Consider the following 24,790-nt stretch of genomic DNA (forward strand, 5'->3'; position numbering starts at 1 on the left):
GTAGTCGCCCCTCGGTAACACTCGTCTGCCCGGCGGGCGAACTGCTAGCTTCCGCGTCATGGTGGACGACAGCGACAGCGCGACCTTCCGGACGCTGGTGGCCAATGCCGAGAGCGGCCTTCTCCTGTTCGGCATCACGCCGCCTCGCCTGAGCACGGCTTCAGAGCGGATCCGGGAGATCACCGCGGCCACCCTGGGACGCTTGGCCGCCCTCGACGTGGACGGGCTGGCGCTCTACGACATCGACGACGAAAGCGACCGGAATCCGGCGGAGCGGCCGTTTCCGTACCTGCCGACCATGGATCCCGCCAGCTACCATTCGGAATACCTCGATGGGTGGGACCGCTCCGCGATCATCTACCGGTGCGTCGGCAAGTACGCCGAGGCCGAACTGCGGACCTGGTTGCGGACCGCGGATCCGGACCGTGTGCACGCTGTCTTCGTCGGTTCGTCCTCGAAGGGCAAGCCGGTACTGACCAGCTTGCCGGAGGCACAGGACCTGCGCCGGGAAATCCGTCCGGACCTGCTGCTCGGCGGCGTCGCCATCACCGAACGTCCCGAGGAGCACCTGCGACTGATCACCAAGCAGGAGGCCGGATGCGCGTACTTCATCTCGCAGGTCGTCTACAACGCCGACGCGGCGAAGAGCATGGTCTCCGACTACTTCTACGCCTGCCGCGAGCGACGACTCACGCCGAAGCCCGTTCTGTTCACGCTCTCGGTGTGCGGGTCGATGAAGACGTTGGCATTCCTCAAGTGGCTCGGCGTGGATGTCCCGCGCTGGCTCGAGAACTCCCTGCGTCACGCGGACGACACGCTGGCCGAATCCTACGGGCACTGTGTGGCGACCGCGCGCGACTTGATCGCCTTCTGCCGCAAGCTCGGCATGCCGTTCGGCTTTCTCGTCGAGAGCGTGTCCATCCGCAAGGTCGAGATCGAGGCATCGGTCGCCCTCGCCGACGAGCTGAGCCGGCTGCTCGAACCAGTCCGGACGCGGCGACGCTGACTTCCCGAGGCCCACGCGAAAAGGAAGGCCGCCGAGGCGCCGGGCTCACGTCGAACGTGTTTGCTCGCCCGATGTCCGTGTTTCGGTGAGAAACGCGCTGAGCAAAGGGATCAGCGTGTTCGGGCGGTCGAGAGGGATGATGTGGCCGCAGTCGTCGATGAGGTGCTCGGTCAACTCGTCGGCGATGGGGCGCAGTTGGCGGGCGAGGTTCCGGCCGACGGGGTGCGCGCCGATGGCCATGGTGGGCATGGTCAGCCTGCCACGGGCGGCATCGGCGATCTGACGGGCGCTGACGGGCATCGCCCGATAGTGGGCGAACGCGGCGCGGAGGGCTTCGCGTCCGGCGTACGCGGCGAGGAAGCGTTCCCGGATCTGGGGTGGTATTCCGTCGCCGCGAGTGCCGGTCGTGAGGAACCAGTCGATGTACTCGGTCTCGTGTCCGACCAGGACTGTTTCGGCGAGTTCGGGGACGGCGTGGAAACCGAACCACCAAGGCGGGCCGGTGTCGAGGAACTTTTCGGCGCCGGGCAAGGTACCCAGGACCGCTTCCATGAGCACGAGCCGTCGCACCCGCTCAGGTCGTCGCATGGCCAGCAGGAAGGCGGGCGGTGCGCCCAGGTCGATACCGACGACGGAAGCCGTCGGCTCGTCAAGGGAATCGAGCAGCGCTTCAGCGTCGGAGGCCAGCATGCCCGCGTCGTAGCCGTCGGTGGTGCGTGTGGTGCGGCCGAGGCCGCGCAAGTCCGGCGCGATCACGCGATGGTGCCGCGCTAGCCGGGGGATCACCGCGGTCCAGAGTTCCCAGGTATGCGGAAAGCCGTGCAGCAACAGGACGGCCGGGCCGGTTCCGCTGATCGCGACATTGACGTCGATGCCGTTGGCCATGACCCGATGCCGAGTCGGCTGGGGAGACAAGGGGAACCTCCTGCGGTTACCATTGGTGACCAGCCAACGATAGGTAACCTTTCGGCGGTGGCCAAGACCGCACTTTTCCGTAAGGAGGTGAGCTCCAGGTGACCTCCCGGCAAGCCCGGGGTCTGCGCGGTGATCTGTTCGACCCGCAATGCCCCACTCGACGACTGCTCGACCGCATCGGTACGAAGTGGACTTCGATGGTGGTCAAGGTGCTCGGCGAAGCCGGGAGCGAGGAGATTCGTTTCGCCGATCTGCGACGCCAGATCCCGGGTGTTTCCCAGAAGATGCTGTCGGTGACCCTGCGGAGCCTCACCCGTGACGGCCTGGTCGCCAGGCGGGTCGAGCCCACGGTGCCACCCAAGGTCCACTATCGGCTCACCGATCTGGGGCGCTCCCTCGAAACACCACTCGCGGCCCTCCGCGACTGGGCTGAGACGAACATGGCGGCCATCGACTTGGCCAATTCGACCGCTGAAACCGACGACGGGCCGGCGTGATCGGACACTTCGTTCGAGACCGCCGCAGGGATCCTGCCGGACCGCCGGATCCCTGCCTGAGCTTGCCTGACGGCGCCCGGGCGCAAGCTGTCCCGCGAAGGAGAAGGGTGACCACCGGAGCTACCGGGTCACTCCGTCAGTGGCGGGGGCTTGGAGTGTCGGGCCGCCGCCGGCGGGACCGGCCATTGTGCGCCGGCGGTTTTCGGCGTCGGATTGAAATCGGTGCGATTGTTGTCGGTGTCCCAGCTCAGGTAGTTGCGGGACAGCGACAGCCCGGGTGGCGGTGTGCGTGCGGGCTGTCCTTCCCGTGGGCACGGCGTTCCGGATGCGGACGTCCATGCGACCGCGTCGACCTGACGGAAGGCTGGGTCGAACAAGACCACCGACCCAGCCCCGGCGGGCAGGAGATTGCCGGCTGTCGGGATGACGTTGGTCTGGTCGTAGATGGTGCCGGAGAAGTTCTGCCCTGTCAGGACCACGTATTGCCCGACGAAATTGATCGGTTGCAAGACCAGTTCTGTAAGGAACACGGTGTCGGTGACGACGCAGGACGATGAGTGGAATCGCAACCTGAAGCCGGTGAGGTCCACGGGGACAGTGCTGATGTTGCGGAGTTCGAGGAACTCGTCCAGCTCCCCAAAGATTCCTTTGGTGAAGATCTCGTTGATCACCACCGTGGTCGACACCTGGGGAGCTAGGTCCCTGGCGTCCGACGGGGGAGCGGTGACGAGGGACAGGGCGAGTACGCCGAGCACGCCGCTGATGAGACGTCGAATCATGGTTTCCCCTCTGTTTGTCGATTGCTCGCGTTTCCCATGCTGGGCGGGGGAAAAGTGGCGGACAAGGGGCCAGTTCCGGTTCGCGCCTGGTGCGAAACGGATGCGTCGGACCTTTCCCGACTGTCCGGTCGAGCGATTGCCTGATCGGTCGGTCCCGGCTGGCCGATCGTCCCCAAAACGCATCGGATCCGGGCCGCGGACCCACCCGGCTCGTAGTTTGGTGTTCGTCGCACAAAAAGCGCGGTGGGGAGGAATCCTGATGGTGTCGGGGATAGCGAGCCGGTCGTCGATGTCGCCGAGGCGGGCGCGGTTCGTGCGGAACTGGACCGGCAGGCTGGTCGCGTTCGGCGAGTTCATCGACGGCTACGACCTGCTCGTCATCGGCGCCGCCGTCCTGTTCCTCAAACCGTCGTTCCACCTCACCGCGTCCCAGATCGGGCTCGTGACCGCGGCGGCGTTCGTGGGCACGGCGCTCGGCCTGGTGGTCTTCGGTGATCTGTCCGACCGGTTCGGCCGCCGGGTGATCTTCATGATCAATCTGGTGGTCTTCGTGGTGGCCTCCCTCGCCGCCGCGTTCGTCCAGGACGTGTGGCAACTGGTGGCGGCCAGGTTCGTGCTCGGTGTCGCGGTGGGCATGGACATCCCGACCTCGCACGCCTTTCTCACCGAGATCGCGCCCAAGACCCGTCGAGGCCGGATCGCGGGCAGCTTGCCCAACATGATGTGGCTTTCCGGCGCCATCACGTCGGTGTTGCTGGCGCTGGCACTCCAGCCGGTGTTCGGAAACGAGACCTGGCGGTGGCTGTTCGGCCTGGCCGCGCTGCCCGCGGCAGCGGTGCTGGTGGCGAGGCAGTTCCTGCCGGAGTCGCCCAGGTGGCTGAGCGCGCGCGGTCGCGTGGAGGAGGCGCGGCGGATCTACGACGCGCTCGGGTTGGACCCGCCGAAACGCGAGGTCGCCGAGAAGCGGAGCTACCGGATGCTGGTGTCCGGCGGTGCGTGGCGGCGGCTGGCGACGGTCACGGCGTTCTTCGCCATCCAGGCCTTCGGCGGCGCGGTGGCGACGGTCGCGGGACCGTTGATCATCAGCAGTACCGGCATCGGGGTCTCCAACACCCTGTACTTCTCCCTGCTGGGTTTCGTGGTCGGGTTGATCGCCGTGGTGGCGGGTGCCGCGGTCATCGACCGGATCAACCGGCGCTGGCTGGGCGTGTGGACGTGCCTCGGCGTGTTCGCCGCCGGGCTGGGCATCGCGTTCACCGGTGAGCGGGCAGGCGTCGGCCTGGTGGCCTTCTGGGTCGTGTACGCCATGCTGACCTGGTTCGGCCCGGGCGTGCTGTCCTGGGTGTGGAGCACCGAGGCGTTCCCGACCGCGTTGCGGGGCCTCGGATCCGGGATCGCGCAGTGCGTGACCCGGCTCGCGATCGCGCTCAACGTGTTCCTGGCGCCCATGCTGGCGCAGAAGCACGGCATCACCGTCGTCGCGTGGTACGCGGGCGCGTTCCTGGTCAGCGCGGTGATCGTGCTGGTGTCGCCTTGGCTGGCCACCACCGGCGTCGAACTCGAGGAGACCAACGGTGTCGAGTCCGGAAAGCCGGTGTGAAGATGAACAATCCAGGCCTCAGCGGGACCCGGCCGCGTCAGGCCCGGCAGGCCAACACGGCCGCCGTGCTGCAACTGCTCGTCCAGCGCGGTCCACTGGCGCGCAGCGACATCGCGAAGGAGCTGTCCCTCAACCACGGCAGCGTCAGCAGGATCATCGAGCCTTTGCTGTCCTCCGGCGTCGTCCGTGAACTCGTCGAGCGGTCCACCGGGATCGGCAGGCCCCGGGTGCCGGTGGAACTGGACTCGTCCAGCCGGTACGCGGTCGGTGTGCACCTCGGCCTCGAACGAACCACGGCCGGACTGATCGACCTGGCCGGTCACTGTGTCAGGACGCATGCCGAGGACCGCGATCCGGCGGACAGCGTCGCCACCCTGCGGCACGCCGCGGACCTGGCGGCGGAGCTGGCGGCCTCCGCGCCGGGCCCGGTCCTGGGCATCGGGGTGACCGCCGGCGGTGAAGTGGACCGCGAGAACGGCCGGGTGGTGCGCAACGACGTGCTGGGCTGGACCGACGTCGGGGTCGCAGGCCCTTTGCGGGAGCGGACCGGGCTCGACGTCGTGGTGGACGGCAACGTGTGTGCCCTGCTGGGCGCCGAGCTCACCTTCGGCGCGGGGCTGGGCAGGCACGACGTTTCGTACTTGTTCGTCGGCAACGTCGCGGAGACGGGGTTTCTCAGCCGACCGGCGGGTACGAGCTCGAACGGCATCATCCAGGGCGGCTTCGCCCGCCTCATGGTGCCCGGTCTCACCGATGATGGTTACGCGCGCTTCGGCGAATGCGGGACGGACGTGGCGTTGCTCGCCGCAGCTCGGTCCGCGGGGGTCCCGGTCACCTCGCTGACGGACCTGATCCGCCTGGCGGACACGGATCCGGTGGCGAGCGGCCTTCTCGAGGCGCGCAGCGCGCAGGTGGCTCGGGTGGCCGACACGGTGTTCGACCTGATGCGGCCGGACGTGATCATCCTCGGCGGTAGCGGCGCACCCTCGGACCGATGGCTCGAAGCGGTGCGCGATCGCGTCGAGACGACCCCGCCGCAGGTGCTGGTCCGGCCACGGTCACAAGGCAATCCCTTGGTCACCGCCGCGGCGGGTCTCGTCGTGCGCGCCTTCTTCACCAGGGGGACGGCCGAATGGGTCGCGTGAACGGAGTGGTGGTGCTCGGCGGAGCGGGCGGTATCGGCTCGGCCGTGGTGAGCGCGCTGCTGGCGCAGGGGCGACCGGTGGCGGTGGTGGACATCGAGCCACCGTCATCGGGACAAGCCGGTGTGCCGTGGATCCGTGGCGACGCGACCGATCCGGCCGTGGTCGGCGCCGCGTTCGACGCGCTCGGCGGCGTGACCGGTCTGGTGCATTGCCTGCTGAGTGAGCATCGCGCGCCCTTCGACGAACAGACGACGGACGCGCTGCGCAGGGTGCTGGACATCGGCGCGGTGTCCGCGCTGGAACCCCTGCAGCAACTGGTCGCCCGGGCAGAGGGAAGGCCGTGTGCCGCAGTGCTGGTCAGCTCGATCCACGCGGGCCTGGCCTGGGGCGGGCAGGCACCGTACGCGATGGCCAAGGCCGCGTTGGAGGCGCTCGGCCGCGCGGCCGCCGTGGAACTCGGACCGCGCGGGCTGCGGTGCAACGTCGTCCGGCCGGGGTTCGTCATGGTGCCGCGTAACGCGCGTCGCTGGCGGGACGCGGCCACCCGCGACGCGCTGACCGGACTACAGCCACTCGGCGAGCTCGCCGAGCCGGACGACATCGCGCACGTGATCGCCTTCCTGCTCGGCGATCAGGCCAGGTTCGTATCCGGCGAGACCGTCACCGTCGACGGCGCGATGACCGCCGAACTGCCCGAGCCGCCGTCACCGTGACCCGCCGCGCTCTCAGTCGATGAGGACGTTCTTGTAGAACAGGTTCGCGTAGCGGTTGATATCGCCCATACTGCTGCGTGACCCGAATCCCAGGTACAACCGGGTTTCCCCGGCCAGGCTTCGGTAGATCCCGAGGCCTTCCGGTTCGCGGTACACCAGGGACTGTCCCGCCTTGGTCAGCGCGCGGCTCTTCACCTTGCCGGTGTTCATGTCGATGCACGTGAGGTAGGAGTTGATGTCGGCGGGGTTCTCGTGGCCGGTACCGTCCAATGTGTACAGATATTGGCCGTAGATGGTGTAGCCCTGGAACGTCACCTGGGTCGGGGCCAGCGCGGGCTGTGCGAAACGCACCAGCGGCGTGCTGAAGTCGCCGGCCGCGGCGGACGCGAGCGGGTAGACGCTGATGAACATCTTGCCGCTCTCCTTGCGGCGTACCGCGATCCGCTTGTTGATCGGATCGGTCGCGCAGGTGATCGTGTCGCTGCCGGTGAGGAACTTCTTCACCGACGGCTTGCCGCCGTTGACGAACTTGAACCTGGCCAGTGCCGTTCCGCGGCCGTCACCGGTGGGGCCGTTCGAGTCGCATTCCATCCAGATGTAGGAGTCGTTGCCCACCGGTTCGACACCGATCGACACGCCGTGCCCGGCGTTGTCCAGGTGCATCGAGCCCTGGATCTCGCCGGAGAAGTTGACCTGGGTGACGCAGAGGTCGTCCCCGGACCCGCCGTTGCGGGCGTTCACGATGAAGATCCGCACGTTCTGGTTGTCGAACGCGAAGCCCTGCATCACGTGGTGCGATTCGTGCAGGATCTTGCTGCGGAACTCGTCGTAGGACGGCTCTGTGAGGTCGAAGCGCTTGGACACCGGCATCGCCGCCGAGGCCGGTCCGGCGAACACGGCGCCGGCGCCGAACAACGCCGTCGTCGCGGCGAGACCGCCACCGGTGCGCAGCAATGAACGTCGAGAGAACCGGGATCCGCCGGGATCCGGGTGCACCTGCTCGGACATGGCACTCGCCTTCGTCGGGTTTCGCGGTCCGAACGAAAATTCTTCAAGCTCGTACAAGATCCGTACAAAGGCGCGCCTGTGATCGTGTAGACGCGTCGACCCGGCCGAGGTTGCTTGCGGCTGATCAATCTCACCTCGGCGCATGCCGTGATCACGCGGTGGGCATTTCGATGGCGAGAGCGATTACGGCAGAAGGGAAAGATCGATGACCACTCGCAAGAACATCCGCCGGAGCGCCGTTGTCCTGCTGGTCGCCGGAGCGGCGGCCGGGTTCACCGTCTCGGCCGCCGGTACCGCCGCGGCGATGCCCACGGACTTCGATTGCACCTCCGGTCAGGTGACCAGTCAGCTCGTCTACGGCGGGGCGGGCGCGGGTGGGCGGGACGCTGCCATCCAGTTCACCGCGAAGCAGGGCGAAACCTGCACCTTGCCCGGCACGCTGCCTCTCGACCTCGTCGGGGCCCACGACGTGGTGCTTTCCTCCGACGCCGCTCCGGACGCTCCGCGGGTGGAGATCAGTGACGGCTCCTCGGCCTACATTCCGCTGCACTGGAGCGCGATCGGCTCCCCGCAGCAGGAAACACCGTTGGCGATCACGGTCACCGCACCCCAGGAAACCAGCCCGCGCGGTGACACCAGTGACCCGCGGATCACCCTGCCCTGGGATTTCGGTGCGGTCAACGCCGCCCCGGAGAGCCACACCATCCGCACCGGAGCGGTGACGGCGGGGACCGCGCCCACTGTCTGACCCTGTGGCCACGTGACGTCTGGCACCGGTCCGTGAAGGCCTCCTTGCGGGACCCCGGGTCCCGCAAGGAGGCCTTCACGGACTTGGCACCCGAGGCGATCAGGTTCAGCGCCGGTAGTGGACCTCGCCGCGCAGTGCGGGCGACGTGGGGCTGTAGCAGCGCTGCTCGAACGTCGCGTCGAGGGCGACGAGCCGCCCCTCGGCGTTGCGTTCGATGTGGTCGATCGTGAACGTCGAATAGTCGTCGATGCAGGCCAGGCCGTTGGAGGTGGTCGTGATGTGGGCTCCTTCGACATGGCTGTAGGTACCGGGCTGTAGTTTTCCGGACGGCGCGGTGAAGTCGAGCGCGATGAAGTCGAACCCGTGATCGGTCTCGGCGTCCACCCGCAGGGTCGCGCCGCTTTCCCAGAACCGCACCTCGTTCTCCGGCGAGGCGGTCCAGTGACCGCTTCTGCCGTCGACCGGGTGAGCGCCCTGTTCGGCGGTGAAGTCGAAACTCGCGACGGGCTCGGCGGCCGCGGCCGGCGCGAACGCGGTGGCCAGGCCGGCGGTGACGGCGAGCGTGGTGAAGGCATGGCGGAACTTCATGGAACCCCCAAGGTCAGCCGCTCTCCGCGGAGCGGTCCGTACCGATATTGCCGAGACTCCTGGTGTTTGCCACGAGTAGAACTACTCAACCGGATCACGACACCTTGAACGCGCCGCGCGGCGCGCCGAGATCCGACCCGATGCCCACGAAGGCGTACGTGCCGGTCTTGCCGATCGGGTCATGCTCCCAGCGCCGCACGGTGGGACCGGACTCGTCGTTCCCCACCCACCACTGGTGGGTGACGAACCGGCTGCGGTGCAGCGGCCACGGCGCCGGGATGTCGGCGGTGTCCCGCCGGAACGGTTCCAGCCGGTCCCACGGGAGTGCGGCGGCCACCGCGGCCAGGTCGGTCGCGCGCCGCAGCGCGCTCTCCGGGGTGATCCCGGTGGTGCTCATCGCCGCCGCGACCAGCTGATCCCCGCTGATCGTCCAGAGCAGGTCCAGGTCGTGCGCCGCCCGCAGGAGCTTCGGGACGGACAGGAGCAGGGAGGCGAAGTCCGGGTCGTCGGTATGCCGCAGTTCCGCGGGAACGTCGTCCATCGATTCCTCGAGTTCCGCGAGCATGCCGGGTTCCCAAGCGGCCAGGGAAGACAGGTACGGCAGGGGATAGGGCAGCGTCACGGCGCAGACGGTCAGGTGCACCATCGAGGCTTCGATCGCCCGTTCCGCCTTGCCCATCTTGACGAGGCTCGCGAAATCGGCCTCGTTGATCACGTCGAGGTCGAAGACGGTGACCGGGAAGCCACAGAATCGCATGCTGATCACGCCCTGGGCGACGAGTTCGGCGGCGTGCCGGGCCCGGACGGCCTTCCTCGGATCCACCAGGTCGTCGACGTTCTGGTCGACTCGCCCGAAGCGGGCGGCCACCACGGTCGAACGCTCTTCGAAGGCCGTGTCCGCGAACTGAACCAGTCTTCCGCGGCGAGCGATCAGTTCGTCGTGGACGTGCCGGTCCTCCTCGCGGGCTCGCACCACTTTGGCGAACTCCCGACGGCTGGACGCGAACCCGCCGTATGCCAGGGCCGCCGACCACAGGACGAAGACGACGAGCAGGGCGGTCCACCCCGCGTACAGCAGCACCACGATGAACAAAGCGAGCGAAAGAGCCGCCGCTATCTGGTTGTACGGCGTGCGCGCCAGAATGTGTTTTTCCAGCGTCGTGCGATTCACGGAATTGGCCCCCTTCGTGGCGAGTGGGCTTAGTTTATTTACTCTTCGTGATCCAGTCGCGTGCCGCTGAGCTGGGAATTCAAGGTTTCGGCAAGACCGGAAAGCGCCGTTCGCGCACCCGTCCTAGGATGTGCCCGACGGGGGAGAGTGATCATGCGTTTCGCAGTTCTCGGGGCCATCGAGGCCTACGTGGACGAGCGGCCGGTGGACCTGGGCCACGCGGTGCAGCAAGGTGTGCTGGCCGCCTTGCTGGTCGACGCCGGCCGGGTGGTGCCGGCCGATCAGATCCTCGATCGGGTGTGGAACGACCGCCTCCCGCATCGCGCCGTGGACAACCTCTACACCTACATTTCGCGGCTGCGGCGCATCGAAGGCGTCGACATCGTCCGCCGCCAAGGCGGTTACGTGCTCGACGTCGATCCCGATGACGTCGACCTGCACCGTTTCCGGGCGCTGGTCGAGGAAGCGTACGGCCTGGCGGACGCCGAGGCCGTCGTTCCGCTCGACGAGGCGTTGGCTCTCTGGCGCGGCGAGCCGTTCGGCTCGCTGGGCACCCCGTGGTTCGCGGCCTTGCGCGGCCGGCTGGTGAAGGAACGGTTCGCCGCGTGGTTGCACCGCAACGACATCGTGCTGCGCCTCGGCGGGCACGCGGAGCTCATTCCCGGCCTGCTCGCCGCGACGGCCGAGCACCCGCGGGACGAACGGCTGGCGGGCCAGCTGATGCTCGCGCTCTACCGGGACGGCCGCCAAGCCGAGTCGCTGTCCTTGTACGACCGGCTGCGCCGTCGTCTCGCCGAGGAACAGGGCGTGGATCCGAGCCCGCCTCTGCGACGTCTGCACCTGCAGGTCGTTTCCGCCGACGCGGCGATCGCCGCGCCCGTGGAGCCCGCCGCGCCGTGTCAACTGCCCGCCCGGCCGCCGGTGTTCGTCGGGCGCGCGGGCGAACTGGAGGCGTTGGACGGCAGGTCGTCCGGAGTGGTGGTGATCGGCGGTCCCGGCGGTGTCGGCAAGACGTCGTTCGTGCTGCGCTGGGCCCATGACCGGCTCGACCGGTTCCCTGACGGTCAGCTGTACGTCAATCTCCGGGGTTTCGATCCCACCGCGGCGCCTCTCGAACCTGGTGTGGTGCTGCGCGGCTTCCTGGACGCGCTCCAGGTTTCGCCGGAGCGGATTCCGGACGACGCCGACGGGCGCGGCGCGCTGTTCCGCGGTTTGGTGGCGCGACGACGTCTGCTGGTGGTGCTGGACAACGCGAGGGACGAGAGCCAGGTCCGGCCGTTGCTGCCCGGCGGGAGCGAGTGCCTGGTGGTGGTCACCAGCCGCAGCCGGCTGACCGGGCTCGTCGCGGCCGAACAGGCCCACCCTCTTCGGATGCCGATGCTGGACGTGTCCGAGGCAGCGGCGTTGCTGACCCACCGGATCGACCGGCGCGAGCTCGCCGACGAGGCCGACGTCGAGGAACTGGTCCGGTTCACCGGGGGACTGCCGCTGGCTCTGGCCGTGGTGGCCGCGAGGGCGATCGCGCATCCCGGCTTCCCGTTGCGGGCGCTCGTCGCGGAACTGCGGGACGAACAGGGCCGCCTCGACGCGCTGGACGCGGGTGATCCGGCCTCCAGCGTGCGCGCGGTGACTTCCTGGTCGTACCACGGGCTTTCCGTCGAAGCGGCTCGGCTGTTCCGGCTCCTCGGTGTCCACTCCGGACCGGACATCGGCCTGGCCGCGGCGTCCGCGCTGGCAGGCGTGACGACCGTCCGGGTGCGGCCATTGCTCGCCGAGCTGAACCGGACGCACATGGTCGACGAGCACAGTCCCGGCCGGTTCCGTTCCCACGACCTGCTCCGCGCCTTCGCCCGGGAGCAGGCGTCCGAGGACGAAACGCGGGAGGCGCTCGGGCGGGTGCTGGATCACTATCTCCACACCGGATTCGCCGCGGAACGCAGATTGTCCCCGCACTGGCCGCCGATCACCCTGACCGAACCGCGTGATGGAGCGGCGCCCGGTGTTATCGCGACCTACGACGAGGCGATCGGCTGGTTCAGCGCCGAGCACGCCTCGATACTCGCGGCGATCGAGCTCACCGTCGCTTCCGGGGACTTCGACACGCACGCGTGGCAGCTACCGTGGACGATCTCGACGTTCCTCACCCGCAGCGGCCGCTGGGACCAGCGGGCCGCGACCCAGCGGATCGCTCTGGACGCCGCGAAGCGCCTCGGTGATCGCGCCGCGCAAGCCGCCGCCCTGCACCTGCTCGGCCGGGTGCACAGCATGGCCGGCGATCATGCGCAGGCCTTGGCGGACTTGACCGGCGCGCTGACCCTGTATCAGGAGATCGGCGATCTCACCGGGGAAGCCACGACCCACTTTTCCCTCGGTCTCGCGGGCGGGGGTCGCGAAGACCACGAGACCGCACTGAACCACGCGTACCGGGCGCTGGAGTTGTTCCGTGCCAGGGAGAATCGTCCATGGGAGGCCTTCAGCGTCAGTGCGCTCGGCTGGTACAGCGCCCGGCTCGGGCAGGACGAACCCGCGATCGCCTACAGCTCGGAGGCACTACAGCTGCTGCGCGACGTCGGCGACCGCGACTGCGAAGCCCACGTCCTGCGCACCCTCGGCTACGTGCACCACCGGCGCGGCGAATACCTCCTCGCCGCCGACTATCACGCGCTGGCCGGCGATCTCTTCCACGACCTGGGCGACACGTACAGCGAGGCCGCCACCGCCGATCAGTTGGGCGACGCCCGTCATCACGCGGGAGATGTCGACGCGGCCCGTCAGGCCTGGCAACGGGCGGAAGCGTTGCTCAGCAGCGTTGGGCACCCGGACGCCGTGGCCGTCCGGGCCAAGCTGACGCCGGGGAACTGATGTCGGCGCGGTGATCGTCCGGGTATTGGCGGCCAGGCGAGAATGCCGACATGTATTGCCTGCAAGCGGCCATCGCCGCCGAACCAGTGCTCCGCGCACTGGCCGGCTCTGTCGAGGAGGCACGCATCGTGCCTCTCGGTCAGCGCCTGTTCCTGCTGCCCATGACCGACGAGTTCTTCGACGCGGTGACCGTCGCCGGAGCGGCCGAACTCGCCGGGTTCTGGAAGGCTCCCGCCGGCTTCGACCGTGCGCTGGCGGCCTGTTCGGCCAACGGTCCCGTGGCTTACGCCGAGGCCGAGTTCTTCGGCGGGGCAGGGATGCAGTCCGCGCAGGTATGGGATGGCGGAAAGGTGATTCTCGGACCACTGCATCTGGGCGAGGGCGAGCCATCGGCGGCAGCCGGTAGTCCGATCTCCCAAGCTCTTCGGCACCTCGGGGCGGTCAGGGGCGACCACCACTTCGACGAGTTCGACGCGGTCGGGCTGGGCCGTCATCGGGACACTCGAGACTGGCTGCCACATCCGGGCTGACCACGGTTGATTGCGGGCTCCGGGGTAAGCGACTATCTTCACGGTGCCCGATATCAGGACGTCAGTGTCCGGCTATCGCACGCTGACCGGTCGCCGTTCCGAGGAGAGCGAACATGCCCGACCTGCCCAGCCCGGACGAGGTGGCCGTAGCGAAGCCGACGGCCGGGGTGAGCCGTTCGGCGTTCCGCCGTGTGCTGGCGGGTAGTACCGCCGGGGCTGTCCTGGAGTGGTACGACTTCGCCCTGTACGGCATCCTCGCCGCGACCGTGCTCGGGCCGCTGTTCTTCCCCGGCGGTAACGCCGTCGCGCAGTTGCTGCTGGCTCTGGCCACCCAAGGACTGGGGTTCGTCGCGCGGCCGATCGGCGGCATCGTCTTCGGGCATCTCGGCGACCGCCTCGGCCGCAAACCCATGCTGGTCGTGACGTTCCTGCTGCTCGGACTGTCCACTTCGGCCATCGGGTTGCTGCCCACCTACGCGCAGGCGGGGATCGGGGCGACGATCTCGCTCGTCGTCCTGCGCCTGGTCCAGGGCTTCGCGCTCGGTGGCGAGTTCGGTGCCGCCGTGCTGATGGTCAGCGAGTACGGAAGCCCTCGCCGCCGAGGGTTCTGGTCCGCCTGGCCGCAGGCGGGCGCCCCGCTCGGCACAGTGCTGGCGACCGGGGTCGTGGGGTTGCTGACGATGGCGCTGTCCAGTGGGCAGTTCGCCCAGTGGGGTTGGCGCATCGGCTTCCTGCTCGCCGTTCCGCTGCTGGTCATCGGCTTCTGGATCCGCCGCCGCATCGACGAGTCGCCGGTGTTCCAGCAGGCGCGTTCACGTGCGGACTCCGCCGCGGCCCAACGGTCGCGGTCGAGCATCCTGGAAACACTCGCTCACCCGGGACCGGTCCTGCGCGGCCTCGGCGTGCGACTGGGCGAGAACGTCGCGTTCTACGTCTACACCGTCTTCGTGGTGGCTTATGCCACGACTTCGTTCGGATACACCAAATCCGACGTCCTTCTCGCGGTGACCGTCGGATCCCTGCTGCAGTTCGCGGGCATGCTCGCAGGCGGCCACTGGTCGGATGTGGTCGGACGGCGAATCGCGATGCTGGTCCCCGCCGCGGGACTGGCGGTCTGGGCGCCGTTGTTCTTCCTGATGGTCCAATCCGACAGCCTGCCGCTGCTCTATGTCGGCGTGGGCGTCGGCGCGGCACTGCACGGCCTTCTCGCCGGTCCGGAGGCGGCCTGGATCGCGGAACTCTTCCCGACCGAGCGCCGCTTCGCCGGAGCCTCCCTGGTCTTCCAGGGCTCGTCGATCATCGCCGGCGCTCCGGCTCCCCTCATCGCCGTCTGGCTCGTCAAGAACCATGGAACGACCGCCGTCGTGCTGTACCTGGTCGCCACCATCGTGGTCACCCTCGTCGCCTTGCTGTTCAGCGCCGAAACCAAGGGGGCCGACTTCGGCGCAGAGCGGGCTTATTGAGAGATAAGGCAAATGTGTCCGGCCGCGTGGCAATCCCATGAAGGCCCCTTCTCTCGGCTCAGCCGAGGAACTCGCCCTTCACACACTTGCCTCGTGGACGAGCGCGTGGCGTCGCTGAGCGTGAGGGGTGTGTGGAAACAGGGACGTTCAACGTCCCTGTTTCCACACACCCCTACGCGACCGGTCCGGTCACGCGGGACTGTGTGGATTTCGGTGCATCCAACGCACCAAAATCCACACAGCCAGTGCCCTGAGCCCTACGCCGCGCAGAGCCACCGACCTGACCACGAACACGACACCTCGGCCCTACCCCTCAAGAGAACACGAATCGCCACTCACGACCACCCAACCCAGCGCACTCCGGCGACGCCTGCCTGGACGCACCGCACCGAACAACAGGACAGCACGTCCCGAGCGCCACGTTCAAGACGGTGAAGGCCCCATATGGACTCTCGGGGCGAGCATGACCGGTATCCCTACGACGACCGGCTCACCCTCGCCGAAGGGGAGTAGCCGCCGCGAAGTCAGCCGTCTTTCTGCTCCAGCACAACGAGATCCGTCCCCGTGGCCACGGCGAGGCAGCCGTCCCGGACGAAATGCCGTACCGCGTTGACCGGACCGGCGAAGTCGAACACAGCCAGCTCCTTACCGGTACCCATGTCCCACAGCCGTACCGTGTCGTCGCTTCCCAGGCTGACGACCGCCGGCCTGCCCTTGATCACCGAGCAGCCCACCTGGCGTATCCGCCCGACGTGGCCGCGCAACGTGATTCGGTGCTCGTCATGGATCAGATTCCAGATCTGGACGGTGTCGTCGAGGCAGGCGAGCACGACTACCGGGTCGCCGCCGCGGATCGGGTCGTGAACGGCCAGCGCACGCGCCGGTGGGGCGGCCAGGTTCGTTCGGGTCAGGCTTGTCAGATCCCAGACACCAGTGCTGTTGTCGCGCCTGCTGTTGACGACGGCCACCGGAAGTCCGCCGATCGTGGTGGTGGCGATGGCGCCTCCTCCGGACGAATCGGTCAAGGTGCCGCGCAGATCGCCGGTCGCCAGATTCCAGATCCGCACCGGACCGAAGTGCCCGCCGGTCAGCAGTACGGGTTCGCCCCCGACGGTCGACGTCGCGACGGTGCGCACCGCGCCCTCGTGCCCGTCGAGAATCCAGGTGGGTTCACCTGTGGCGAGATCCCATACCCGGATCGTGCGGTCGCTGCTCGCGGTGATCGCCGTGGGCTTGCCGTGCACCTCGGCGCAGGTGACGAGGTGCACGAGCCCGGAGTGACCGCGTAGGGCGTAGCGCGCTTCGCCGGTGTCGAGATCCCACACGCCGACCGTGCCGTCCGCCGCTCCGGTGACGGCCAGGGAGCGGCCGTCGAGGTGGGTGGTGGCCACGTCGTGAAGGGCCGTGCCCGGGTCGCCCAGGACCGCGCGTGTCTCGCCGGTCGTCACGTCCCACACCCGCGCGGTGCGATCTTCGCCGGCGCTGACCAGCACAGCGCGCTCGGAAACGATGGCTCCGCTGATGGCCGTGATCTCGGCCGTGTGGCTCGGAGCGGGGGACCCGGCGGTCGCCGCCGTCGTGAGGTCCCAGCTGCGAAGGGTCCCGTCGCCGCTCGCAGTCACCGCGAAAGGGCGCCCGTCCACGTCCACGTGAGAGACCGCGCTGACCCAGCTTCGGTGTCCGGGGAGCTCAGCGCGCAATTCGCCGGTCGAGAGGTCGCGAACACGGACTGTTCCCTGGTCTCCGCCGAGAACGGCGACCGGATGACCGTCCACGGTGGTACAGGCGACGGCGTTGATCCAGCCGTCCCCGAGACCCGTCTCCAGGCGAACGGCGCCAGTGCGGAGATCCCATACCTTGGTCGAGTCGCCGGCCGTCACCACCACCGGATCACCGTCGAGCTCCGCGAGATCGAGATCCACCACTTGCCGGTGAGGACCGAGCAACCGCAAAAGTGTGCCGTCGACGAGATCCCAGACCTGGATGACGTCGTCGCTGCCGATGGCGGCGGCGGTCGGACGATCACCGACGGTCCGGCAGGCCACCGCCGTGATCCGTCCCCGGCGTCCGTTCAGCACGCGGTGCTCGAGGGTGACGAGATCCCGGACGAGCAGAGTGCCGTCCTCGCCGCCGGTGACCGCGATGGGATGGCCGCGAAGAGTCCCGCAGGCCACGGCGTGAACCCTGCCGTGATCGCTGGGTGATTCGGTGTGGACGCCGGTGATGAGGTCCCACAGCCACAATGTCCCCGCACTGTCGCCGACGACGGCCAGCGACCGGTCGGGCGCCACAGCGCAAGCGACGGGGTCCGCCATCCCCGCGTCGAGGGTGGCGCCGGGTAGCCCGGTCGTGAGATCCCAGGCGCGTACCGTCCGATCCGTTCCGGTGGTGACTGCCATGGCGTGATCGGACGTCGTCGTGCACGCCATCGACACGATGCTTTCGTCGCCCGAGATGTCCGTGCTCAAGGCGAGGCTGTTCTGCCGTCCGGTGGCCCAGCGCGTGACCCACGTCAGATTCCGCGAAAGAGCACGATGAAGGTCCGGGGCGTCCAAGCGCGCGGCGTCCATGGCGAGAATCTGCCGCCGTCGCCGAGGGGACAGCCGACGATGGGTGGCCGCGGACGCTCGATAGGTCGCTCCATCGAGCCGGGCAGGTAGGTCGTGCAGGGCCGAGAGGAGGCCGTCGGGTTCGGCGTACACAAGGAAATCGGCATCGGCCAGCAAGCGGTCGAGCACCTTGCCCGCGGCGGCATGGGCGGCCAGATGATGGTGGAGATACGGGGGCGCGACCGGCCACTCCCGGTGTCCGGACCGGTCGGCGGGAATCAGGCCGAGGAGAGCGAAGGTGATCGTCCGGTGAGAGTCCGCGTCCGGGAACGATCGGCGGAGATAGTCGGCCATCGTTTCATGGAACAGCCGGTAGACCGGACCGTTCGCCGACGGGTACTCGACGATGTATTCACTCGCCGTTTCAAGCAGCCAGAACACGTCTTCGGCGGTGCATTCCTTGCCTGAAAGCGCGGTGGCCAGGGCAGGCCACACGGTCGACCGGGGCAGGCCCGAACCTTGCGCGTACGCGAGCGGTCGCAGCAGGCGCTCTACTTTCATCCGCTGGTCGCCATACCGCGAGAAATAGGTGGAGTAGGCCTGGTTGATGTCGTTCGGCAGCCGATCCTTCCAGTCGGGTTCCGCGGTGCCGACGGTTATCTGGCCCTTGACGACGGCGCTCGCCGTCACCTGGGCGTACAGGAACATACGAGCGGCTTTCTCGGCGATCACCGCGCCGAGCGCCGCGGCCTCCTCCGGTCGGCCACGATAGGGGGAGAGGCTGTTCGGATCCTGAGTATCGAGGAGGATGCCCAAGGCGTAGAGGGCGATGTCGGCGGTGGCGAGATGGTCTGGTTCATCCAGATCGATCACCGCGATGCCGGTGCCGAGTTCGGGCAGGAGCGCGCGACGCGAGCCGATCACGAGCCGCAGCCCGGGAAGTGTCGTGAACGGCCGCAACAGCCGGGCGAATCGCGTACCTTCCGCGGACTCGTCCAGGCCGTCGATGATCAGCAGAAGCGGAGTTTCGCGCTTGTTCAGCATGAGCTGGAGTTCGGCGTCCGTCGCTTGCGGATGCCCGAGCACGGTGGCCAGTTCGGTGAAGACGTCGTCGGCATGCGCGTGCAGTGCCAGGACGTCCATTTCACGGCTGGGCTCCGCCCGCTGCCGGAGATGATGGCGAGCCGGGTGGCGTGGGTCGGTGAGCATGAGCAACCGGCCCAGCAGGGCGGTCTTGCCCGAACCGGGATCGCCGACGACGACCCGTGCGCGACGGTCGTGTGTGTCGGAGCCCAGCCAGGAGAGGAGTTCGGCGAGTGCCGTCGCGCGGGCGGTGAAATGGTCTCCCGGGTCGGTCACGTCGCGCACACCGCGACCTGAGGTGCCGAAGCGTGCGTTGTCGAGCCGGTGCAACTCGGCGATGCGGGCGTGATCGAGTGCTCCGCTGCCGTTCGTGGCGTGGAAGAAGGGGCTGGTGCCGGGGTTGTCGACGGTGGAATACGTGGCGTGCTGCCGTCGGCCATGTGCGGAGAAGTAGGCGTTGATGCTCTGGACGATCTCCTCGACACCGGGAGTGCGGCCGAGCGACATGAGGGCGTGTTCGAGCGCGTCGACGAACACGTTGTCTTCGGCGGTTTCCTTGCCGCGCGCCGCCGTCAATGTCCAGCGGCCCACCGGCTTCGGCTGTGTCGTCGCCAGATCCGCCGCCATTGCGGCGACCTCGCCGCCGCCGGCCCCCGCGTAGCAGGTGTCGAGCACGACGAGCAGGTTCCGGAAGGCGTGGCCGACCAGTGGTCTTGCCAGCTCCTCACTGGGCAATGCCGTCGTCCACCGCCCCGGCTCGTAGTCGGCGCACAGCAGATGGTGCCGTTCGGCGTTCTTCTCGGCGTGCCCGGCGAAATAGACCACCACGATGTCTTCGGCACCCAGTCGTGTTTCGTGGGCCCAGGTTTCGATTCGGTGGGGAACCTCCCGGCCGGGCACGGACGCCAGATCAGGAAGGACCTCTCGGTACCCGAGGTCGGCGAACACCCGGCGTACGCGGTCGGCGTCGTCGGGAGCCCCTGGAAGGTCCGTTATCCCGCTGTCCCGGTAGACGCCGACGCCGAGCGCGATCAAGAAGCGACGGCTCATGATTCATCGCCGTTCCGGACGCCTCGGGCGATCGCACGTCCGGTCGTGGGCGCTGTCAAGTACCGGAGTAGATCGTGCATGCGGACGCCATTGGCGATCGTTTCGTCCTGCACGTCCGGGAAGCGGTCCGCCAGACGGCCCGGCAGCGCGACGACGTCCCCTTGGTCGGCGATGTTCGTCCAGCGGCGCACGGTGCCCGGCCACAGTCCGACCTCTCCGATCGGCGCCGGGTCGAGCCGGTCGAACACCACCGACCGCAGGCCGAGTGGAGAGCCGAGCGTCACCAGATCGGTGACCGGGAGACTCGGATCGGCGCACAACGTTTCGTAGGCCACGACCGAACCCAGCGAGTGCCCTACCAGCACTCGGGTGTCCGGGTCGATCGCAGCGGCGACCCGAGCACGCACGGCCTCGCGAAGCGGCCGCTCGGTCAAATATCGGCGGACCTGCTTGAGGGCGAAGATCAGCAACCGGTCGGACACCGCGGCGAAGAACCGTGATCCGCTGAGAGCGTCCAATCTCGCCCGGACCGCACGGGACGACAGCGCGCGGGAGACCGCGAATCCTGCGGCACCACGGGTTCCCGCCGGGTCGGCGATGTCCGGGTCGACCGCGACTGCTCCTGCCCACCAAGAGTCCAGCAGGTCGGCTTCCAGCCCGTCGACGTCATGCTCGTCCCATGGCGGCAGGTGCCAGGACCGGACGCCAGGTGGGAAGAACAGGTCGCCGTAGAACGCGCAGGCCACCTCGGCGTCCGGATCCACCTCGCCTGCCAGCCGGATGCCGTCCCGCAGCGCGGGTCCGACCTGATGGCACATCAGTTCCGGCCCGAGGAACTCCTGTCCGACTCCGTGAACGACGACTACCCGTGCCACCAGCCACCTCCGGAAGGTCGATCGTGACCAGCAAGGCGAATAATACTGTGACGGTACGGGCGCACTCGGTCTTAGAGTCGGCTGTTCTGCTTGGCGGGCACGGTGTTTCGGGTGCGGGTGGCGAGGCCGACGGCTCGGCCGGCGAGATTGCGCAGCGCCAGCCCGTGCCGAGTTCGCGGAACGAGCAGCGTGGCGACGAGGCCGACGCGCCGGTGCCTCGGGTCCACCAGCCGCCGGTGCTTCGTCTCGTAGGCCTGAAAGGCTCGCGCATGGTCACCGGGATGCGCTGCGAGCGCTTCGGCCAGCGTGTGTGCACCGGCCATCGCCATGCTCGACCCGTCGCCGAGCAGGGCCACCGCGGATGCCGCGTCGCCGAGCAAGGCAACGCGGCCGCGCGACCACGTGTCCATCCGCACGTTGGCGAGTGGATCGAAGAAGGGCGCGGGGTGGTTCTGGTACGCCTCGACCAGCTCGGGGCTTCGCCAGCCGATCCCCGCGTACGCCTCGGCCACCATGCGCTTGTGGAGCGCGGTGTCGTGGCGGTCGTAGCCGGGCACCCGCCCGCCGCGGAAGGTGAACATCGCGAGTGGCCTCCCGCGGGACGGGTGGATGGTGAGCATCCGGCCGGGCGCGGTCAGCATCACAGCCGCCTCCGGGTCATCAAGTGCGCTGGGCTCCACCGGCACCGTCGCGCCGTACATGCCCAGACCGGTCGTGAACCGCTCCGCCGGTCCGAAGACCAGGCGGCGCACCGGGGAATGGATGCCGTCCGTACCGACGAGCAGGTCGAAACGGCGCGGCGGTGACCGGCGGAAGGTGACTTCGACCCCTGATCGGTCCTGCCGGAGGCCGGTGATCGTGTCGTCGAAGAGGAACTCCGCGTCGTCGCGCGCTGCCTGGTGGAGCACCGCGGACAGGTCGGATCGGGTCACTTCGACCGACTGCGGGGAAGTCGTCGGGACCCGGAGGAGCTGCCGCCCGTCCGGATCGAGGACCGAGAGGACGCTTGAGCCGGTGGCGACTTCGCGCAACCGCGTGAGGATGCCCATGCTCCTGGCGACCGTCAGCGCCGGTTCCTTGACGACGATGGCGCTGCCGCCGGATCTGAGCTCTTTGGCCTGCTCGACGACCGTCGGCCGATACCCGCGCCGGGCCAGCCAGTATGCGAGAGCGGGGCCGGCGATACCGGCACCGTGGATCAGGACGCGGGAAGGCGTCATGGCCGCAACCTTTCCGAGGAGGGAAGCGACGGGCGCCGCAGGCAGGCTTCGTGCGCAAGCGAAGCCCGGCGCGGTTGCCACGCACCTTCAGGTACGTCGTTCGTCGTACCTGAAGTCAAGCACGACCGTGAGGTACGATGCAAGACGTACCTGAAAGAGGTGAGGCGATGACCGGCTCGGGTCCGGCCGAAGATGCCGGGAATGCCGATCTGGGCACGGTGTTCCGCGCGCTCGCCGACGAGCATCGCCGCACCGTGATCGTGGAGCTGGCGGCGGACGGGAGCGACCGCGAGCGCACCTGCAACTCGTTCGATCTCCCGGTGTCCAAGCAGACGCAGACGCACCATTTCCGGGTTTTGCGCGAGGCCGGCCTCATCCACGAGATCAATTACGGGAACCGGAAGGGAATTCGGTTGCGCCGGGCGGAAATCAACCGCCGGCTCCCCGGCCTGCTCGACCTGCTGGCCCTGGAGCGCCGCGACACCAGGACCGGTGAGTGAAGGCCTCCGGTTGCGAAGTGGAGCTGTCCGCGAACCGCTTCACCGACCGGAGGCCTTCGTGTCCCACCGAAATGCAACTGGTCCGCGGAGTCAGTTGAAGATCACGTCCGAGCAGGAGTAGAAGGCCTCGCCGGAGTCGGGCCAGTGGCGCTGCCAGATCGAGTAGATCAGGTGCCTGCCGGTGCGTCCGCCGGGCAGGTTCGCCTTGAGCTGGTAGGCGTTGCCGACGATCGGCGGGTTGTTCTGCTTGTAGAACGGGGTGGCTTCCAGGTCGGACCACTTGAGCGGTTTCGTCGGGTCGTAGCTCGGCTTCGTGACGTACAGCTCGAAGGTGCCCGGGTGCGCGGCGGTCAGCTGGTACTTGAAGGTGTACGGGCCGCTGCCCGGCATCGTGGTCGCCGGCCAGTCCGCGCGGGGCAGGTCGAGCCCCTTGTACTTGCTCCGGCCGGCGCTGCACAGCTTGCCGTCCGGGATGATCTCGCGGCTGTGGCCGCTGGCGTCGCCGATGTTGACCTCGTCCCAGTCGTAGATCGGCCAGCTGTCACCCACCGCGATGGCGGCCTTGCACGCGGCCGACCGCGGGTTCTCCGGACCCTCCTGGAAACATTGCATGATCCGGCTGATCGGGTTGCCCATCGAGCCGTGCGCGAGGGCGGGGACGGCGGTGAACACCGAGACCGTGCCGAGCACGACGGTCAGTATCGCGACTTTGACGGCGGAGCGGGGAAACTTCACAGCGGAGCTCCTCTCCTGATAGGTCTAGACCAAATCACGGTAGGTGTCCAGGCGCACTGGCTTGTAGGCCCGAAAGTCGGGCGCCGCCGATTTCGCGCGTGCTCCACCGGGCGAATTTCGGTGGCGCGGCCGGGCACACTGGACGTCATGCACGAACCTCAGGATTCGGTCATCGGGGACGCGTTGGTCGCCCGGCTGGTCGATCTCGAACCGATCGAGCCGGAAGGCTGGTCGGAGGCGCGCGCCGAGGCGCATAAGGCGCTCTACGAGCACGCGCACGCGGTCGTCTCCGAGCCGGTCGGGTCGGCCTGGGTGGCCGCCCTGGCGGCCCATCCGAACGGCGCGGTCCGCGCCATCGCTGTCAGCGCCCTCGGTTCCGGCCACGACCCCGCCTGTCAATCGATCCTCATGCGGGGCCTGTCCGACCCCGCCGCCAGCGTCGTTCAGGCCGCTCTGGAGGGCCTCACCGCGCAGGCCTCCGAGGAGGTGTTCGACCTGCTGGTGACGCTGCTGAACGAGACGAACCGCGGTCGGATCTGGTTCGGCCGCGGCGCCGCCCAGCGCATCGCCGAGACCAGCGACCCGAAACGGCTGGACGTCCTGGCCGATGCGCTGGGGCGGGTAGATCACGGCGCGGAACATGAAATCACCCGTGCACTGAGCCGGGCCGGTGATCTTCGGGTCGCGCCGGTGCTGATCGAGCACCTGCGCCACCGCCGCCCAGGCCGCTTCGCGGCCGCGGAAGTGCTCGGCAACCTGCGCGTCACCGAGGCGACCGGTCCGCTGATCGACGTACTGCGCGAGTCCGACGGCGTCCCGGCGCTGCCCGTGATGGAGGCACTGGGCAAGCTCGAAGCGCCGGAGGCCGCGCCGGCGATCGTGCCGCTGCTCGACGATGGTTCGCCAGACGTTCGTGAGGGCGCCCTTCTGGCCTTGAACAGGATCGGCGGGCCGCTGGCAACACCCGCCGCCCTCAAAGCGACCGACGACGTCCACCCCGGCGTCCGCGCGCGGGCCTTCCGCGTCCTGGCCAAGCACGGCGACCGCCGCGCTCTCGGCCGGTTGGCTGCCGCTTGCGACAGTTCGCACGTCCACACCGCCCTCCTCGGCCTGGCTCGCCTGGCCGATGACTCGGTCGCGCTCACCGTGGTGCAGGTGCTGCTGACCACCCGCGAGCGGCGTGTCCGCAAGCTCGCCGGGCGAATCCTCGCCCGCATCGGCACGCGGTACCACTTGCCCGGCCACGATCCCGACCCGCTCGTCCGCCGCGCCATCGTCTGGATCATCGGCCAACGAGCCGACGCGTCCTACATCTGGACGCTGACCAACGCGCTCAAGGACGAGGACGAGTTGGTCCGATCCCGCGCCGCCACGGCACTCGGGCGGATCACCCACGAAAAGGCGCTCCCGCTGCTGACCGAAGCCTTGGGTGACCCCAGGCCACGCGTCCGGGCCAACGCCGCGACCGCCCTGGGCCGAACCGCCGCCCCTGACAGTCTGCGTTCCCTCCTCGCCGACGCACTGTCCGACCCCCACCCGGCCGTCCGGTCCGCTGCCGCCGCTGCGCTGCGAGCAACCGCTCACTGACTGTCCTCTGTGGACGACCGGCTCAGCATGCCGGTTTCAGCCGTCACATAGCCCGCCTGCACGCACTGGCCTTCCACCCCGGCGGTAACGAGGCCGGTGGCCGAAACGGTCGTTGTCACGGCTTCCGTGAACGCGGGTAGGGCTTGCCCCAGCGGGACAACGGGGG

The 24,790-nt window shown here is 68.6% G+C and carries 20 protein-coding genes; 11 read left to right on the plus strand and 9 right to left on the minus strand.

Annotation, left to right across the window (positions count from 1 at the left end; all coding sequences use genetic code 11):
- Positions 1 to 58: 58 nt before the first annotated feature.
- A complete protein-coding gene (locus IE302_RS04365; RefSeq protein WP_191251936.1) occupies positions 59 to 1,006 on the plus strand; it encodes a methylenetetrahydrofolate reductase in 948 nt (315 codons plus the stop codon).
- Between the two features lie 45 nt (positions 1,007 to 1,051).
- On the opposite strand, the gene IE302_RS04370 is transcribed toward IE302_RS04365, so the two are convergent.
- Positions 1,052 to 1,891 carry an alpha/beta fold hydrolase gene (locus tag IE302_RS04370; protein WP_191251938.1) on the minus strand — a complete coding sequence of 280 codons (840 nt, stop codon included), beginning with the start codon at positions 1,889 to 1,891 and terminating at the stop codon, positions 1,052 to 1,054.
- A gap of 128 nt (positions 1,892 to 2,019) precedes the next feature.
- On the opposite strand from IE302_RS04370, the gene IE302_RS04375 reads away from it, so the two are divergent.
- Positions 2,020 to 2,418 carry a winged helix-turn-helix transcriptional regulator gene (locus IE302_RS04375; RefSeq protein ID WP_191251940.1) on the plus strand — a complete coding sequence of 133 codons (399 nt, stop codon included), beginning with the start codon at positions 2,020 to 2,022 and terminating at the stop codon, positions 2,416 to 2,418.
- 128 nt (positions 2,419 to 2,546) lie between these two features.
- On the opposite strand, the gene IE302_RS04380 is transcribed toward IE302_RS04375, so the two are convergent.
- Complete coding sequence (locus tag IE302_RS04380) at positions 2,547 to 3,197, minus strand: lamin tail domain-containing protein (protein WP_191251942.1); 651 nt, start codon at positions 3,195 to 3,197, stop codon at positions 2,547 to 2,549.
- Between the two features lie 259 nt (positions 3,198 to 3,456).
- Between IE302_RS04380 and IE302_RS04385 the strand changes: the two genes are divergently transcribed.
- Genes IE302_RS04385 through IE302_RS04395 form a run of 3 tightly spaced genes read left to right on the plus strand, consistent with a single transcriptional unit; the run spans position 3,457 to position 6,655 of the window.
- Positions 3,457 to 4,797: an MFS transporter gene (locus IE302_RS04385; RefSeq protein WP_229907586.1), complete on the plus strand. Its 1,341-nt coding sequence runs from the start codon at positions 3,457 to 3,459 to the stop codon at positions 4,795 to 4,797.
- Between the two features lie 2 nt (positions 4,798 to 4,799).
- Positions 4,800 to 5,942: an ROK family transcriptional regulator gene (locus tag IE302_RS04390; protein ID WP_229907587.1), complete on the plus strand. Its 1,143-nt coding sequence runs from the start codon at positions 4,800 to 4,802 to the stop codon at positions 5,940 to 5,942.
- Positions 5,939 to 6,655, plus strand: a complete 717-nt coding sequence (locus tag IE302_RS04395; protein ID WP_191251946.1) for an SDR family NAD(P)-dependent oxidoreductase — start codon at positions 5,939 to 5,941, stop codon at positions 6,653 to 6,655. Before IE302_RS04390 ends, IE302_RS04395 begins: the two co-directional genes overlap by 4 nt.
- A 12-nt stretch (positions 6,656 to 6,667) precedes the next feature.
- On the opposite strand, the gene IE302_RS04400 is transcribed toward IE302_RS04395, so the two are convergent.
- A complete protein-coding gene (locus IE302_RS04400; RefSeq protein WP_191251948.1) occupies positions 6,668 to 7,663 on the minus strand; it encodes a phage baseplate protein in 996 nt (331 codons plus the stop codon).
- A gap of 205 nt (positions 7,664 to 7,868) precedes the next feature.
- Between IE302_RS04400 and IE302_RS04405 the strand changes: the two genes are divergently transcribed.
- On the plus strand, positions 7,869 to 8,411 hold the full coding sequence (locus IE302_RS04405) for a DUF4232 domain-containing protein (RefSeq protein WP_191251950.1): 543 nt from the start codon (positions 7,869 to 7,871) through the stop codon (positions 8,409 to 8,411).
- 105 nt (positions 8,412 to 8,516) lie between these two features.
- On the opposite strand, the gene IE302_RS04410 is transcribed toward IE302_RS04405, so the two are convergent.
- Both IE302_RS04410 and IE302_RS04415 read right to left on the minus strand, forming a co-directional pair.
- Positions 8,517 to 8,999, minus strand: coding sequence for a hypothetical protein (locus IE302_RS04410; protein ID WP_191251952.1), 483 nt, complete (start codon positions 8,997 to 8,999; stop codon positions 8,517 to 8,519).
- A gap of 94 nt (positions 9,000 to 9,093) precedes the next feature.
- Positions 9,094 to 10,170 carry a hypothetical protein gene (locus IE302_RS04415; RefSeq protein ID WP_191251953.1) on the minus strand — a complete coding sequence of 359 codons (1,077 nt, stop codon included), beginning with the start codon at positions 10,168 to 10,170 and terminating at the stop codon, positions 9,094 to 9,096.
- 153 nt (positions 10,171 to 10,323) lie between these two features.
- Here IE302_RS04415 and IE302_RS04420 point away from each other — a divergent pair, with 153 nt between their 5' ends.
- The 3 genes from IE302_RS04420 (at position 10,324) to IE302_RS04430 (ending at position 15,025) form a co-directional block, all read left to right on the plus strand.
- Entirely contained in the window at positions 10,324 to 13,032 is a 2,709-nt protein-coding gene (locus tag IE302_RS04420; protein ID WP_191251955.1) for an AfsR/SARP family transcriptional regulator, read from the plus strand.
- A 50-nt stretch (positions 13,033 to 13,082) separates the two neighbouring features.
- A complete protein-coding gene (locus IE302_RS04425) occupies positions 13,083 to 13,562 on the plus strand; it encodes a hypothetical protein (RefSeq protein WP_191251957.1) in 480 nt (159 codons plus the stop codon).
- A 113-nt stretch (positions 13,563 to 13,675) separates the two neighbouring features.
- The gene (locus IE302_RS04430; RefSeq protein WP_191251959.1) at positions 13,676 to 15,025 is read left to right on the plus strand and encodes an MFS transporter; all 1,350 of its coding nucleotides are present in this window, start codon (positions 13,676 to 13,678) and stop codon (positions 15,023 to 15,025) included.
- 524 nt (positions 15,026 to 15,549) lie between these two features.
- Here the strand turns inward: IE302_RS04430 and IE302_RS04435 are convergent.
- The 3 genes from IE302_RS04435 to IE302_RS04445 form a co-directional block, all read right to left on the minus strand.
- Positions 15,550 to 19,707 carry an NACHT domain-containing protein gene (locus IE302_RS04435; protein WP_191251961.1) on the minus strand — a complete coding sequence of 1,386 codons (4,158 nt, stop codon included), beginning with the start codon at positions 19,705 to 19,707 and terminating at the stop codon, positions 15,550 to 15,552.
- Positions 19,704 to 20,582, minus strand: a complete 879-nt coding sequence (locus IE302_RS04440) for an antibiotic ABC transporter ATP-binding protein (protein ID WP_191251963.1) — start codon at positions 20,580 to 20,582, stop codon at positions 19,704 to 19,706. The genes IE302_RS04435 and IE302_RS04440 overlap by 4 nt, the downstream gene beginning before the upstream one ends.
- Before the next feature lie 71 nt (positions 20,583 to 20,653).
- The gene (locus IE302_RS04445; protein WP_191251965.1) at positions 20,654 to 21,802 is read right to left on the minus strand and encodes an FAD-dependent monooxygenase; all 1,149 of its coding nucleotides are present in this window, start codon (positions 21,800 to 21,802) and stop codon (positions 20,654 to 20,656) included.
- Positions 21,803 to 21,969: 167 nt separating this feature from the next.
- Between IE302_RS04445 and IE302_RS04450 the strand changes: the two genes are divergently transcribed.
- Positions 21,970 to 22,302: an ArsR/SmtB family transcription factor gene (locus IE302_RS04450; RefSeq protein WP_191251967.1), complete on the plus strand. Its 333-nt coding sequence runs from the start codon at positions 21,970 to 21,972 to the stop codon at positions 22,300 to 22,302.
- 90 nt (positions 22,303 to 22,392) lie between these two features.
- Here IE302_RS04450 and IE302_RS04455 read toward each other — a convergent pair whose 3' ends face one another.
- A complete protein-coding gene (locus IE302_RS04455) occupies positions 22,393 to 23,037 on the minus strand; it encodes a lytic polysaccharide monooxygenase auxiliary activity family 9 protein (protein ID WP_191251969.1) in 645 nt (214 codons plus the stop codon).
- A gap of 147 nt (positions 23,038 to 23,184) precedes the next feature.
- On the opposite strand from IE302_RS04455, the gene IE302_RS04460 reads away from it, so the two are divergent.
- Positions 23,185 to 24,624: a HEAT repeat domain-containing protein gene (locus IE302_RS04460; protein WP_191251971.1), complete on the plus strand. Its 1,440-nt coding sequence runs from the start codon at positions 23,185 to 23,187 to the stop codon at positions 24,622 to 24,624.
- The last annotated feature ends 166 nt before the right edge of the window (positions 24,625 to 24,790 follow it).

The organism is Amycolatopsis oliviviridis (assembly GCF_014654365.1).
In the GTDB taxonomy this organism is placed as follows: Bacteria; Actinomycetota; Actinomycetes; order Mycobacteriales; family Pseudonocardiaceae; genus Amycolatopsis; species Amycolatopsis oliviviridis.